Origin of the sequence: Frigoribacterium sp. CFBP 8766 (assembly GCF_014841435.1) — a bacterium.
GTDB lineage: Bacteria > Actinomycetota > Actinomycetes > Actinomycetales > Microbacteriaceae > Frigoribacterium.
Genome location: NZ_JACYTX010000001.1, coordinates 843,148 through 857,033 on the forward strand (window position 1 = coordinate 843,148; position 13,886 = coordinate 857,033).

The 13,886-nt window shown below is 73.6% G+C and carries 14 protein-coding genes and 1 tRNA gene; 11 read left to right on the forward strand and 4 right to left on the reverse strand.

Features of this window, described 5'->3' with window-relative positions; genetic code table 11:
* Positions 1-186: 186 nt before the first annotated feature.
* A complete protein-coding gene (locus tag IFT90_RS04020; RefSeq protein WP_192041427.1) occupies positions 187-1,242 on the reverse strand; it encodes an NAD(P)-dependent oxidoreductase in 1,056 nt (351 codons plus the stop codon).
* A 68-nt stretch (positions 1,243-1,310) separates the two neighbouring features.
* Positions 1,311-2,198 carry an MTAP family purine nucleoside phosphorylase gene (locus IFT90_RS04025; RefSeq protein WP_192041063.1) on the reverse strand — a complete coding sequence of 296 codons (888 nt, stop codon included), beginning with the start codon at positions 2,196-2,198 and terminating at the stop codon, positions 1,311-1,313.
* Between the two features lie 38 nt (positions 2,199-2,236).
* On the opposite strand from IFT90_RS04025, the gene glp reads away from it, so the two are divergent.
* From glp to IFT90_RS04050, 5 genes are all read left to right on the forward strand, one after another.
* Complete coding sequence (glp, locus tag IFT90_RS04030) at positions 2,237-3,487, forward strand: gephyrin-like molybdotransferase Glp (RefSeq protein ID WP_192041064.1); 1,251 nt, start codon at positions 2,237-2,239, stop codon at positions 3,485-3,487.
* Positions 3,480-4,019, forward strand: coding sequence for a cyclic pyranopterin monophosphate synthase MoaC (moaC, locus tag IFT90_RS04035; RefSeq protein WP_192041065.1), 540 nt, complete (start codon positions 3,480-3,482; stop codon positions 4,017-4,019). Before glp ends, moaC begins: the two co-directional genes overlap by 8 nt.
* Positions 4,016-4,555, forward strand: a complete 540-nt coding sequence (locus tag IFT90_RS04040; RefSeq protein ID WP_192041066.1) for a molybdenum cofactor biosynthesis protein B — start codon at positions 4,016-4,018, stop codon at positions 4,553-4,555. Before moaC ends, IFT90_RS04040 begins: the two co-directional genes overlap by 4 nt.
* Entirely contained in the window at positions 4,548-5,108 is a 561-nt protein-coding gene (locus IFT90_RS04045) for a molybdenum cofactor biosynthesis protein MoaE (RefSeq protein ID WP_192041067.1), read from the forward strand. Before IFT90_RS04040 ends, IFT90_RS04045 begins: the two co-directional genes overlap by 8 nt.
* Before the next feature lie 64 nt (positions 5,109-5,172).
* Positions 5,173-6,987 (forward strand): ABC-F family ATP-binding cassette domain-containing protein, encoded by a 1,815-nt coding sequence (locus IFT90_RS04050; protein WP_123548043.1) that lies wholly within the window; start codon positions 5,173-5,175, stop codon positions 6,985-6,987.
* Positions 6,988-7,133: 146 nt separating this feature from the next.
* Here the strand turns inward: IFT90_RS04050 and IFT90_RS04055 are convergent, their stop codons facing one another.
* A complete protein-coding gene (locus tag IFT90_RS04055) occupies positions 7,134-7,655 on the reverse strand; it encodes a MarR family winged helix-turn-helix transcriptional regulator (protein ID WP_192041068.1) in 522 nt (173 codons plus the stop codon).
* Between the two features lie 151 nt (positions 7,656-7,806).
* Here IFT90_RS04055 and IFT90_RS04060 point away from each other — a divergent pair.
* The 5 genes from IFT90_RS04060 (at position 7,807) to IFT90_RS04080 (ending at position 11,552) form a co-directional block, all read left to right on the forward strand.
* Positions 7,807-7,878, forward strand: a tRNA-Gln gene (locus tag IFT90_RS04060).
* 81 nt (positions 7,879-7,959) lie between these two features.
* Entirely contained in the window at positions 7,960-8,454 is a 495-nt protein-coding gene (locus tag IFT90_RS04065) for a DUF4126 family protein (RefSeq protein ID WP_192041069.1), read from the forward strand.
* Between the two features lie 128 nt (positions 8,455-8,582).
* Positions 8,583-10,016, forward strand: coding sequence for a bifunctional UDP-N-acetylglucosamine diphosphorylase/glucosamine-1-phosphate N-acetyltransferase GlmU (gene glmU / locus IFT90_RS04070; protein ID WP_192041070.1), 1,434 nt, complete (start codon positions 8,583-8,585; stop codon positions 10,014-10,016).
* Between the two features lie 41 nt (positions 10,017-10,057).
* Positions 10,058-11,035, forward strand: a complete 978-nt coding sequence (locus IFT90_RS04075) for a ribose-phosphate diphosphokinase (RefSeq protein ID WP_146903966.1) — start codon at positions 10,058-10,060, stop codon at positions 11,033-11,035.
* Between the two features lie 10 nt (positions 11,036-11,045).
* Positions 11,046-11,552, forward strand: coding sequence for an SRPBCC family protein (locus IFT90_RS04080; RefSeq protein WP_192041071.1), 507 nt, complete (start codon positions 11,046-11,048; stop codon positions 11,550-11,552).
* 145 nt (positions 11,553-11,697) lie between these two features.
* On the opposite strand, the gene gndA is transcribed toward IFT90_RS04080, so the two are convergent.
* On the reverse strand, positions 11,698-13,101 hold the full coding sequence (gene gndA, locus IFT90_RS04085) for an NADP-dependent phosphogluconate dehydrogenase (RefSeq protein ID WP_244644803.1): 1,404 nt from the start codon (positions 13,099-13,101) through the stop codon (positions 11,698-11,700).
* Between the two features lie 220 nt (positions 13,102-13,321).
* Between gndA and IFT90_RS04090 the strand changes: the two genes are divergently transcribed.
* Positions 13,322-13,843: a gluconokinase gene (locus IFT90_RS04090; protein ID WP_371812087.1), complete on the forward strand. Its 522-nt coding sequence runs from the start codon at positions 13,322-13,324 to the stop codon at positions 13,841-13,843.
* Positions 13,844-13,886: the final 43 nt, after the last annotated feature.

Here is a 13,886-nt window from a genome sequence, read left to right on the forward strand (position 1 = left end):
TCGACGATACGGACACCGCCTTGGGAGGGGCCGAGCCTGCCCCGGACGGGGGGTGGCCGACCCTGCTCGGTCCGCCCGGCCTGCCCGGGCACAGAACACGGGCGGGTCCGTCCCGCACGGTCCGTGTCGACGGACCGTCGACGACGAACTGGCCCGTGCTGCCCCTCAGGACGTGCCGGCGCGGCGTCAGCTTCCGACGGCGGCGCGCAACGGGGCCGTCGCGAACTCGCGCATGCCCTGCTCGAACGACACGGCCGGGCTCCAGCCGAGCTCGTCCCGGAGGCGGGCCGACGACGCGGTGACGTGGCGCACGTCGCCCGCGCGGTACTGGCCGGTGACCACGGGAGCAGGCCCGCCGGCCTCGCGGGCCAGCGCCTCCGCCATCTCGCCGATCGTGTGCACGGTGCCGCTGCCGACGTTGAACGCCCGGAACGAGTCGGGCTGCTGCGTGGCCGTCCAGTCGAGGGCCGTGAGGTTGGCCGAGGCGATGTCGCGCACGTGCACGAAGTCGCGCCGCTGGGCGCCGTCCTCGTAGACGCGGGGCGCCTCGCCGCGCTCGAGCGCGGAGCGGAACAGCGACGCCACCCCGGCGTAGGGGGTGTTCTGCGGCATGCCCGGCCCGTAGACGTTGTGGTAGCGCAGGGCGGCGGCGCGGCCGCCGGTGCTGCGGGCCCACGAGGTCGACAGGTGCTCCTGCGTCAGCTTCGTGATCGCGTAGACGTTGCGCGGGTCGAGCGGGGCGTCCTCCGCGATCAGCTGCGGCTCGAGCAGCTCGCCGTCGGCGTCGCGCGGGTCGAAGACGCCGGCGTCGAGGTCGGCGACGCGACGGGGGGCCGGTCGCTCGGTCTCGCCTGCGCTCGTGCGGTAGCTGCCCTCGCCGTAGACGACCATCGACGAGGCGACGACGAGCCGGTCGACGCCCGCCCGGTCCATCGCGGCGAGCAGCACGGCCGTGCCGTGCTCGTTGCTGTCGACGTAGTCCGGAGCGTCCTGGAAGTCGACGCCGAGGCCGACCTTGGCCGCCTGGTGGCAGACCGCGTCGACGCCGACGAGCGCGGCGTCGACGACCGCTGCGTCGCGGACGTCCCCGTGGACGAAGTCGACCCGAGGGTCGAGCGTGGGCGGGCCGCCGTGCACGTCGGGCCGCAGCGAGTCGAGCACCCGCACGGACCAACCGCGGTCAAGGGCCTGCTCGACGACGGCCGAGCCGATGAAGCCGGCGCCGCCCGTCACGAGCAGCAGCCCGGGCGACGAGGAGGCGCTGGTCGGGTCGGCGGGAGCCGTCGCCCCGGAGGCGCCCGTCGCGTCGCTCACGACGTCGCCGACCGCACGGGGCGCGCGAGCACCGCCGCGGTCGCGGCCGCAGGAACTAGCTCGCGCGGCGCGTAGTCGGCCGGCAGCCCGGCGACGATCGCCTCGATGGCAGCGACGATGCGCGGCTGGGCCGCGGCGAGGCGCTCCATCACGAGCTGGTGGCTGACCGCGTCGTCGTCGGTGCCCTCCTGGCCCTCCTCGGGCGCGAGGCCGGCGTCGCTGTCGGTGACGAACGAGATGTTGACGGCGCCCATGCCGAGCTCGAGGGTGAGGGGCACCTCCGGGTACATCGTCATGTTGATCGTGTGCGCCCCGGCGGCGCGGAACCAGAGCGACTCGGCCCGGGTCGAGAAGCGCGGGCCCTGGATGACGACGCAGGTGCCGGTCGGGGCGAACGGCTCGCCCTGGGCCTCGAGGGCCGTGACGGCGGCGGCCCGCAGCACCGGGTCGAACGGGTCGGCGGCGACGAGGTGCTGCACCCCGCCCTCGACGTCGAAGAAGGTGTCGGGACGGCCCCACGTGCGGTCGATGAACTGGTCGGTGACGACCATGGTGCCCGGCGGGTACTCGGGGCTGACCCCGCCCACGGCGGACGACGACACGACCGCCTTCGCGCCGAGCGAGGCGAGGGCCCAGACGTTCGCGCGGAAGTCGATGCGGTGCGGCGGCACGGAGTGGCCCTTGCCGTGCCGGGTGAGGAACGCGACGGTCTTGCCGCCCATCTCGCCGATCGTCACCTCGCTCGACGTCGGCCCGTAGGGCGTCTCGACGACGTGGCTCCTCGCCGTGCCGGGCGCGAAGAGCGAGTACAGGCCGGAGCCGCCGATGACGGCGACGTCGACGCGGGGGAGGCCGGGGGACGAGGAGGAGGAGGTGTCGGTCACGCTCGCTACGCTATCGACGACCGCCGTGAGAGGAACCCGTGCGCACAGTCGAGCAGCACCAGATCGCCGTCCGGGCGCTGGTGGAGGGGGCGTTGGCGCGGCGTCCTGGGGAGGCCCTCCTCGTCGACCCGGTCCGCATCGCGGCCGAGCCCGACCGGCACCGCCGTCGGGTGCTCGCGGCCGACGTCGTCGCCCCGCTCGACCTGCCCCCCTTCGCCAACTCGCAGATGGACGGCTACGCCCTCGCCGCCCCCGACGCCGCCCGCTCCGGCGACCTCGACCTGGTGGTCGTCGACCCGATCCCGGCCGGCCGCACCGGTCCGGCCCTCCGCCCCGGCACCGCCGCGCCGATCATGACCGGCGCCGCCGTCCCCGAGGGCGCCGTCGCGGTCGTCCCGATCGAGCGGGCCGACCCGCCCGCGTTCCCCGCCGCCGGGAGCACCGCCCGCGTCGGCCTCCGGGGCCCCGTGGCCGAGGGGACCTTCGTCCGCGCCGCCGGCAGCGACGTCTCCGCCGGCAGCGTCCTGCTGCGCGCCGGCACGGTGCTGACCCCGGCGCGCTGGGGCGTGCTGGCCGCCTCCGGGCTGGTGACCGTCGAGGTCGTCCGCCGCCCGCGCCTCCTGCTGGTCTCGACCGGCGAAGAACTGAGCGCGCCCGGTGCCGAGCTCGCCCCCGGCACGATCCACGACGCCAACGGCGCGGGCCTCGCCGCGGCCCTCGTCGACGTCGGCGCCGACGTCGTCGTCGAGCGCGTCTCCGACGACGCGGACGCCCTGCTCGCCGTGGTGGCCCGGCACGGCGGGTCCGTCGACCTCGTGCTCACGACCGGGGGCGTCAGCGCCGGCGCCTACGAGGTGGTCCGCGACGCCTTCGAGCCGGCCGGCGTCGTCTTCGGGCACGTGGCGATGCAGCCCGGCGGCCCGCAGGGCTGGGGCACGCTCGCCCTCCGCGACCACGACCTGCCCGTCGTCTGCTTCCCCGGGAACCCGGTCAGCGCGCTCGTCTCGTTCGAGGCGTTCCTCCGACCGGTGCTGCACGACGCGACCGGCGTCGGCCCAGCACGGCTGCACCGCAGGGCGCCGATGGGGGAGGCCGCCGACTCGCCCGTCGGCAAGCACCAGCTGAGGCGCGGACGACTCGACGTCGACGGCAGGGTCGTGCTCGTCGGCGGGCCGAGCTCGCACCTCCTCGCCGCACACGCCGAGGCGACCGTCCTCGTGCACGTCCCGGTCGGCGTCGACCGGCTCGACGAGGGCGACGAGGTCGTAGTCTGGACACTCGATGAGTGACGACGCGCACGGCGACCCGCCCGCGTCGACCGGGCAGCAGCCGGTCGGCGACCTCACCCACGTCCGGCCCGACGGATCGGCCCACATGGTCGACGTCACGGGCAAGGCCGAGACCAGCCGCGAGGCCGCCGCGCAGGCCGTGCTCACGACCCGACCCGACGTCGTCGCCCGCCTGGTCGACGGCACGCTGCCCAAGGGCGAGGCGCTCGGCACCGCGCGCATCGCCGGCATCATGGCCGCGAAGCAGACCCCGGCCCTCATCCCGCTCTGCCACCCCCTGCCGCTCGGCGCGATCACGGTCGACTTCGAGACCGACGGGGCCGACACCGGGGCCGAGGAGGCGTCGGTCACCGTCGTCGCCCGCGTCCGGACCCGAGGCGTCACGGGCGTCGAGATGGAGGCGCTGACCGCGGCGACCGTCGCGGCCCTCACCCTCTTCGACATGATCAAGGCCGTCGACCACCTCGCCGTGATCGGCGACGTCAAGGTGCTCGAGAAGTCGGGCGGCAAGAGCGGGGCCTGGTCGCGATGACGTCGTCGCCCGCCGCCGAGCCGTCCGCCGCCGACGCGCCCGCCGATGCGCCCGCCGACGTCCCGCGTCGCGCCGTCGTGGTCGTCGCCTCCACCCGAGCCGCCGCCGGGACGTCGCCCGACCTCACCGGCCCGGTGATCCGCGACTGGTTCGCCGCACGCGGCTGGCTCGCCGGCGAGCCGGTGGTCGTCGCCGACGGCGCCCCCGTGGGCGAGGCGCTCGCCGCGGTCCTGGCGCAGGGCGTCGACGTCGTGCTCACCACCGGCGGCACCGGCCTCACGCCCACCGACCGCACCCCCGAGCAGACCGCTCCGCTGCTCGACCGCGAGATCCCCGGCATCGCCGAGGAGATGAGGAGGCGCGGCACGGCCGCCACCCCCACGGCCCTGCTCTCGAGGGGGCTGGCCGGCGTCGCCGGCCGCACGGTCGTCGTCAACCTGCCCGGCTCCCGCGGGGGAGTGCGCGACGGGCTCGCCGTCCTCGACCCCCTGATCGATCACCTGCTCGACCAGCTCTCCGGAGGCGCTCATGACTGACTCCCTCGACAACGCACGACCCGTCGAGGGCCCTGCCCTCAGCGCCGCGGGAGAAGAAGCGGCCGCCGACGCCGTCCTCGAGGCCGAGGGGGGCGACCCCGACGCGGTGGCGACCCCGACCGGCCCCAGCGGGCGCGTGCTGCTCGCCGAGGTGGTCGAGACGGTGCTCTCGGCGGCCGAGTGCTCCGTGATCGTCGAGAGCCGCGCCTCCGGGGCGATCGTGACGTTCGAGGGCGTCGTGCGCGACCACGACGGCGGCCGCGACGTGGCCGCGCTGCACTACGAGCAGCACCCGTCGGCGGGTGAGGTCATGGGCTCCGTCGCCGAGCAGATCGCGGCGGAGCACCCCGCGGTCACCATCGCGGTGCAGCACCGCGTCGGCGACCTCGAGATCGGCGACGTCGCGCTCGCCTGCGCCGTCGCCTCGCCCCACCGGGCCGAGGCCTTCGCCGCCTGCTCGGCGCTCGTCGACCTGGTCAAGGAGCGCCTGCCGATCTGGAAGCGCCAGGCGTTCACGGACGGCCCCGACGAGTGGACGGCGTCGCTGGGCTGAGTGCAGCCGGGCGGCGCTGCTGACGCGGTCCGCCCGGTCAGCCGCCGTCGCCTACGCTCGTCGGGTGGCACACCTACTAGGCGCAGAGAACCTCAAGCTCGAATTCCCGACCAAGGTCGTCCTCGACGGGGTGACGCTCGGCATCGACGAGGGCTCCCGCATCGGCGTCGTCGGCCGCAACGGCGACGGCAAGTCGACCCTCATGTCCGTGCTCGCCGGCCGCCTCGAGCCCGACGACGGCCGGGTCACGACCCGCCGCGGCCTCACGATCGGCATGCTCGACCAGCGCGACGTGCTGCCCGACGACGACACGGTCGGCCGCATGATCGTCGGCGACCGCGACGAGCACGAGTGGGCGGGCGACGCCCGCATCCGCGACGTCATCTCGGGCCTCGCGACCGACATCCCGTGGGAGGCGCGGCTCGGCGACCTCTCGGGCGGCCAGCGTCGTCGGGTGGCCCTCGCGCGCCTCCTCGTCGGCGACTGGGACGTGCTGTTCCTCGACGAGCCCACCAACCACCTCGACGTCGAGGGCGTGGCCTGGCTGGCCGAGCACCTCCGTCGCCGGTGGTCGCCGTCGTCGGGCGCGCTCGTCGTCGTGACCCACGACCGGTGGTTCCTCGACGAGGTCTCGACCGACACGTGGGAGGTGCACGACGGCATCGTCGAGCCCTTCGAGGGCGGCTACGCCGCGTACGTGCTGCAGCGCGTCGAGCGCGACCGCTCGGCCGCGGCGTCCGAGTCGAAGCGCCAGAACCTGATGCGGAAAGAGCTGGCGTGGCTCCGTCGTGGTGCGCCCGCCCGCTCGACCAAGCCCAAGTTCCGCATCGACGCGGCGAACGAGCTGATCGCCGACGAGCCGCCCGCCCGCAACGCCGTCGAGCTGTCGCAGATGGCGACGGCCCGGCTGGGCAAGGACGTGGTCGACCTCGTCGAGGTCGGCGTCTCGTTCGGCGACAAGCGGGTGCTGCACGGCGTCGAGTGGCGCATCGCCCCCGGCGAGCGCACCGGCGTGCTGGGCGTCAACGGGGCCGGCAAGTCGACGCTGCTCAAGGTCGTCACGGGCGAGGTGCAGCCGACGGAGGGGCGGGTCAAGCAGGGCAAGACGGTCAAGTTCGCGATCCTGGACCAGCAGCTCGCCGACCTGCACGAGGTCGCGAACGAGAAGGTGAACGACCTCATCGGCCGGCAGCGCACCTCCTACGTCACGGCCGGCAAGGAGATGACGCCCGGGCAGCTGCTGGAGCGCCTGGGCTTCACCAGCGCGCAGCTGCAGACGCCGATCAAGGACCTGTCGGGCGGGCAGAAGCGCCGCCTGCAGTTCCTGCTGATCCTGCTCAACGAGCCCAACGTGCTCATCCTCGACGAGCCCACGAACGACCTCGACACCGACATGCTCGCCGCGATGGAGGACCTGCTCGACGGCTGGCCCGGCACCCTGCTCGTCGTCTCGCACGACCGGTACCTGCTCGAGCGCGTCACCGACCAGCAGTACGCGGTGCTCGACGGGCAGTTCCGCCACCTGCCCGGCGGCGTCGACCAGTACCTCGCCCTGCGCAAGCAGGCCACGGACACCCAGGGCGGCGCCACCGACCGCCCGACCGCGGTGCAGGGCGCCCAGTCGTCGGTCGCCGCCGCGGCGGCCGCGTCGGGCCTCTCGGGCGCCGAGAAGCGCAACGCCGAGAAGGAGCTGGGGTCGATCGACCGCAAGCTCGCGAAGTCGGCGACCGAGCGCAGCGGCCTGCTCGAGCAGTTCGCGGGCTTCGACCAGTCCGACTTCGACGGCCTCGCGGCGCTGCAGGCGAAGCTCACCGCGCTCGACCACAAGACGGCCGAGCTCGAGGTGCGCTGGCTCGAGCTCAGCGAGCTGCTCGCGTAGCGCGCCGCTGGCGCGGCGGGCTCGCCGAGTGGTCGGTCCCGGTCTCTCGCGAGGCGCGGAACGACAGGAACCGACCACTCGCTGACCCTGCTCGACTCAGATGGGCAGGGTCACCCGGACCGATGGGGTCAGGCGGGTCACTCGGGTCAGTCGCCGAGGGTGAGGCTCAGCCGCCGCAGGAGGTCGCCGAGCCGCTGCTCGTCGACCGGGCCGAGGTCGGCGAGGAGGCGGCGCTCGGCAGCGAGGAGGCGCTCGATCGCCGCGTCGACCGCATCGCCCCCTTCCGGGGTCAGCCGTGCCCGGACGCCACGGCCGTCGTTCGGGTCGGTGCGCCGTTCGACGAGGCCGCGCGCGACGAGCCGGTCGATCCGGTTCGTCATGGCGCCGCTCGAGACGAGCGTCTGCTGCAACAGGGCCTTCGGGCTCAGCTCGTAGGGCCCGCCAGCGCGGCGGAGCGCGGAGAGGACGTCGAACTCCCACTGCTCGAGGTCGCTGGCGACGAAGGCGTCGCGTCGGGCGCGGTCGAGGTGCTTCGCGAGGCGGCCGACGCGCGAGAGCACGTGCAGCGGGGCGAAGTCGAGGTCGGGCCGTTCGTGCGACCAGGCCGCGACGATCCGGTCGACCTCGTCGTGCGGCGCGCGCTCGTCGTGCAGGTCGGCCTCGGTCATCTTCACATCATGGCAGCGTGCCGGTCCCAAGCCCGTCGACGGCGGGTCTTCCGGGTCGAGGGCGGGTCGGCGCCGACCCGCCCTCGACCCGGAACACCCGCCCTCGGCCCCGGACAGGGTCTGACAGAATCGACCTGCGCGGCGAGCGCGGTCCGCCATGGTGTAACGGCAGCACGACAGCCTTTGGAGCTGTTAGGTCCAGGTTCGAATCCTGGTGGCGGAGCCTACGAGCTGAGAGCCGACGCAGGCGTCCGTCCAGGGCCCGATCCGGACCGGCGGCCTCGGCTCTCGATAGCCTGCGGCCATGTCGACCACCACGCTCTCCCCGCTCGCCCGTGCCGCCCTGCTCGGCGTCCTCACCGGCTCCCGCTCGGCGACGCCCCTCGCGGCGCTCGCCCTCAGCCGTGACAGCCGCACCCTCACCGGCAGCTGGCAGGAGTGGGCGGTGTTCCGCTCGTCGATCGGCCGTGCCGTGTTCGTCGCCGCCGGGGCGGGCGAGCTCGTCGGCGACAAGCTGCCGTCGACGCCCAGCCGCATCTCGGGCGGCGCGATCTTCGGACGCGTCGCCGCCGGTGCCGTCGTCGGCTTCGCGATGGGCACCACCGACCTCCGCGCCGACCGCGGCGTGCAGGGCGCGCTGATCGGCGCCGCGGGGGCCGTCGTCGGCAGCTTCGCGGGCTACCTCGGCCGCAAGGCCCTCGTCGAGAAGACCGGGCTGCCCGACCTCGTCGTCGCCCTGCTCGAGGACGCCGTCGCGGTCGGCGGCACCGCCGCCGTCGTGCGCGTCGCCAGGAGCTGACGTCCGCCCTCCACAAGGCCCGGCCGACCCGCCCGCCGCACCGGACACGCGTCGCCGACCCGCGCCTCCTGCGACGCCCGTGGGAGGATCGCCGATGATCGCCGCACGCCCCCACCACTAGGAGCACCATGCCCGAACGCAGCCTCGCCGTCGTCGTCCTCGCCGCAGGACAGGGCACGCGCATGAAGTCCTCGACGCCGAAGGTGCTGCACCGGCTGGCCGGCCTGCCGCTGATCCAGCACGTGCTCGAGACCGCCGGGGCGCTGCAGCCCGAGCACCTCGTGGCCGTCGTGCGGCACGAGCGCGACCTGGTGGTGACGAGCATCGTCGAGACGACGCCCGGCGCCGTCATCGTCGACCAGGACGACGTGCCCGGCACCGGCCGTGCCGTCGAGCAGGCCGTCGAGGCGCTGCCCGCCGACTTCGAGGGCGACGTCGTCGTCGTCAGCGCCGACGTGCCCTTCCTCGACCACGCCACCTTGGGCGCGCTCCTCGAGCAGCACCGCGCGGAGGCGGCGGCCGCGACGCTGCTGTCGGCGGTCCTCCCCGACGCCCACGGCTACGGCCGCGTCGTGCGGCGCTCGTCGGGCGACGTCGACCGCATCGTCGAGCACAAGGACGCCAGCGAGGAGGAGCGGCAGCTGCGCGAGATCAACTCCGGCACCTACGCCTTCACCGTGGCGGCCCTGCGCACGCACCTGCCGCGCGTCGGCTCGGCCAACGCGCAGAACGAGAAGTACGTGACCGACGTGGTCGGCCTGCTGACCGCTGCAGGCGAGCGCGTCTCCGCCCGTGCGGTCGACGAGACCTGGCGCCTCGAGGGCATCAACGACCGGGTACAGCTCGCCGCGGCGGCCCGCCGCCTCAACGACCGCATCGTCGAGCACTGGCAGCGCGAGGGCGTCAGCATCGTCGACCCGCAGACCACCTGGATCGACCGCGACGTCTCCCTCAGCCCCGACGTCGAGCTGCTGCCCGGCACGCAGCTCAAGGGCGCCACCTACGTCGCGGCGGGTGCCGTGGTCGGTCCCGACACGACGCTCGTCGACACCGAGGTCGGCGAAGGGGCGGTCGTGAAGCGCACCGACGCGACCCTCGCCGTGATCGGGGCCCGCGCCTCCGTGGGCCCGTTCTCGTACCTGCGTCCCGGCACCGTGCTCGGCGAGGGCGGCAAGATCGGCACGTTCGTCGAGACCAAGAACGCCGAGATCGGCGCGGGCTCGAAGGTGCCGCACCTCAGCTACATCGGCGACACCGAGGTCGGCACCGACAGCAACATCGGCGCCGGCACCATCACGGCCAACTACGACGGCGTGCACAAGCACCGCACCGAGGTCGGGTCGAACGTGCGCACCGGGTCGCACAACGTGTTCGTCGCCCCCGTTAGGATTGGCGACGGAGCGTACTCAGGCGCAGGGACGGTCGTCCGCAAGGACGTGCCGGCCGGCGCGCTGGCGTTGAGCATCGCCCCACAGCGCAATGCGAGCGGATGGGTCGAGGCGAACCGCCCCGGCTCCGCGGCGGCCGAGGCCGCAGCCCGCGCCGAACGAACGACCGACTGACCCCTGTCGGGTTGGCCCCCCGGGGCCGGAGAGCGAGTGACGTGTCCGGAATCAAGATCACCGGCGAGAACCGACTCGTTCTGGTCTCGGGGCGTGCGCACCCCGAGCTGGCGAACCAGATCGCGTCGGAGCTCGGCTCCGAGCTGATCCCGACCGACGCCCGCACCTTCGCCAACGGCGAGCTCTACGCGCGCTACGACGAGAGCGTCCGCGGCGCCGACGCGTTCGTCATCCAGTCGCACTCGGCCCCGATCAACGAGTGGCTCATGGAGCAGCTGATCATGGTCGACGCCCTCAAGCGCGCCTCGGCGAAGCGCATCACGGTCGTCGCGCCGTTCTACCCGTACGCCCGTCAGGACAAGAAGGGCCGGGGCCGCGAGCCGATCTCGGCCCGTCTCGTCGCCGACCTGTTCAAGGCCGCGGGCGCCCACCGCATCATGAGCGTCGATCTGCACGCCCCGCAGATCCAGGGCTTCTTCGACGGCCCGGTCGACCACCTCTTCGCCATGCCGGTGCTGCTCGAGCACTTCCGCACCAAGCTCGACAACAGCACCCTGACCGTGGTCTCGCCCGACATGGGCCGCGTCCGCGTCGCCGACATCTGGAGCGAGAAGCTCGACGCGCCCCTCGCCATCATCCACAAGCGCCGCGACCCGCTCGTGCCGAACCAGGTCACCGTGCACGAGATCGTCGGCGAGGTCGAGGGCCGCGTCTGCCTGCTGGTCGACGACCTGATCGACACGGGCCGCACCATCGTCAAGGCCGCCGAGGCGCTCAAGGCGGCCGGTGCGATCGGCGTCGTCGTCGCGGCCACCCACGCGGTCTTCAGCGACCCGGCGCCCGAGATCCTCAGCAGCGACTTCATCGACTCGGTCGTCGTCACGGACACCCTGCCGCTGACCGACCACCAGAAGTTCGACAAGCTCGAGATCCTGCCGATCGCCCCGCTGATCGCCCGCGCGATCCACGAGGTCTTCGACAACGGCTCGGTCACGTCGATGTTCGACGGAGCGGCGTAGGAAGCACCTCGTGCCCGTCGTCGAGTCCCGCTGCGTCGTCCCCGTCACCCCCGAGCTCGCCTTCGCCGTCTCGCAGACGACGGGGGAGGCGCGCCTCCGCTGGGACCCGTTCATCCGGCACCAGCACTTCCTCGACGGCGCCACGCGCCCGGCCAAGGGCGTCCGCACCCTGACGGTGCAGCGCTTCGGCTTCCGGATGGAGAGCGAGTACGTCTCGTTCGCCCCGCCCACGAACGTCGGCTTCGCGATGACGACGGGCCCCTGGTTCTTCGCCCGCATGGGCGGCGGGTGGCGCTTCAAGGCGGTCGAGGGCGACCCCGGCAGCACCGCCGCCACCTGGCGCTACAACTTCACCTGCCGCCCGTCGTGGCTGGCACCGATCGCCGAGCGCATCGGGGCCGTCGTCCTCCAGCGCGACATCGACCGGCGCATCCAGGGGTACGCCCGCGGCTGCGAGGACCCGTTCGTGCTGGCCGCCGCCACGGCGACCCTGCCCGGCGCGACGCCCGCCGACTGACCGCCCGGTCCGCGCGCGGTCGCACGGCCGCGCCGACAGCGCCAGCAGCGCCGACGGCGAGAAGGGACGAGGCAGGCGCGGTCCCGCGCCTGCCTCGTCCCTTCTCGCCTGCGACACCGCGACCCGCCGTCGAGTCGCGCCGGCGTCAGTGCGTCGACGGCTCCGTCTCGATCTCCGAGCGGTCGCCCGACCACAGCGTGTGGAACACGCCGTCCTCGCCGACCCGCTCGTAGGTGTGCGCGCCGAAGAAGTCGCGCTGGCCCTGGATGAGGGCGGCCGGGAGGCGCTCCGACGCGAGCGAGTCGTAGTAGGACAGCGCCGACGCGAACCCGGGCACGGGGATGCCCGACAGGGCCGCCTTGGCGACGATGCGGCGCCAGGCCTGCTCCCCGTCGCGGACGGCGGCGGCGAAGTAGTCGTCCTCGAGCAGCGTCGCGATGGTGCTGTCCTTCTCGTACGCCTCGACGATGCGGTTGAGGAACTGCGCGCGGATGATGCAGCCGCCGCGCCAGATCTTCGCCACGGCGCCCTTGTCGATGTCCCAGTCGTACTCGAGCGCGCCCGCGATGATCGCGTCGAAGCCCTGGGCGTAGGCCACGATCTTCGAGGCGTAGAGCGCCTTCTGCACGTCGTCCTCGAAGCCGTCGCCCGCCTCCTGCACCTCGGGCCGGCCCTTCAGGGTCGCCTGCACCGCGGCGCGCTGGTCGGGCTTCGACGAGACGGCCCGGGCGAAGACGGCCTCGGCGATGCCGCCGACGGGCACGCCCAGGCCGACGCTGTTCTGCACGGTCCAGACGCCGGTGCCCTTCGAGCCGGCCGCGTCGACGATGGAGTCGACGAGGGGGCCGCCGGTCTTGGCGTCGACCTGGCGCAGCACCTCGGCGGTGATCTCGATCAGGTACGACTCCAGCTCGCCCTCGTTCCACTCCTCGAACACGGCGGCGATGTCGGCCGGCTCGTGGCCGCCGACGCGACGGAGCAGGTCGTACGACTCGGCGATGAGCTGCATGTCGGCGTACTCGATGCCGTTGTGGATCATCTTGACGAAGTGGCCGGCGCCGTCGGAGCCGATGTGCGTGACGCACGGCTCGCCCTCGGCGACCGCGGCGATCGACGCGAGGATCGGGCCGAGGGTCTCGTACGCCTCCTTCGAGCCGCCGGGCATGATCGACGGGCCCTTGAGGGCGCCCTCCTCGCCCCCGGAGATGCCGGCGCCGACGAAGTTCAGGCCTCGCTCCTTGAGGGCTGCCTCGCGCCTCCTCGTGTCCTGGAAGTTCGCGTTGCCGCCGTCGACGATGATGTCGCCCTCCTCGAAGAGGTCGGCGAGCTGGTCGATGACGGCGTCGGTGCCCTTGCCGGCCTGGACCATGATGATCGCGGTGCGCGGCTTCTGCAGCGAGGCGGCGAAGTCCTCGATCGACTTCGAGGCGACGAAGCCGGCGTCGCCGTGCTCGTCCATCAGGGTGTCCGTGCGCCCGGGGGAGCGGTTGTAGACGGCGACGGTGTTGCCCTCGCGGCTGGCGAGGTTGCGGGCCAGGTTCGATCCCATGACGGCCAGGCCGACGACTCCGATGTTCGCCTGGGCGGTGGGGGTGGACTGTTCTCCGTGCTCGGTCACGGTGCCTCCTTGCGGTCGATGACCCCCGCACACTATTCCTCCGTCCTGCGCCCCTGACAGGCACCGTCAGCGCCCTCCGGGGCGCGGACGACACGAGGAGGCGCGTCTACGCTGGTCCGGACGCCGCCGTCCCCGACACCGAGAGGTCCCCGTGCCTGAGACACCGCTGCCCGCCCCGATCCGGCCCGTCGTCGTGATGGGGGTGTCCGGCTCCGGCAAGTCCACGGTCGGCGAGCTCCTGGCCCGCACCGCGGGCGTCCCGTTCGTCGACGCCGACGACCTCCACCCGCAGGCCAACCGCGACAAGATGGCCGCTGGCCACGCGCTCGACGACGACGATCGTGCGCCGTGGCTCGAGATCGTCGCGCAGCGCATCCGCGACGCCGGGGAGGACGGCGTGGTCGTCGCCTGCTCGGCACTGAAGCGCCGCTACCGGGACGTGCTCCGCGGCGGCGACCCGCGCCTCCGGTTCGTGCACCTCACCGGTGTCCGCGAACTCGTGGCCGAGCGGCAGAAGGCACGCAAGGGGCACTTCATGCCGCCCGGGCTGATGGAGTCGCAGTTCGCGACCCTCGAGCCGCTCGGCGACGACGAGCCCGGCTTCGGCGTCGACGTGTCCGCGGGGCCGGACGAGATCGTCGCGGAGGCGCTGGCCCGTCTCGGCGGGCGCTGACGGTCGCCGACGTCCGCGGGTTGGCGACACGCCCGGGTGGCCT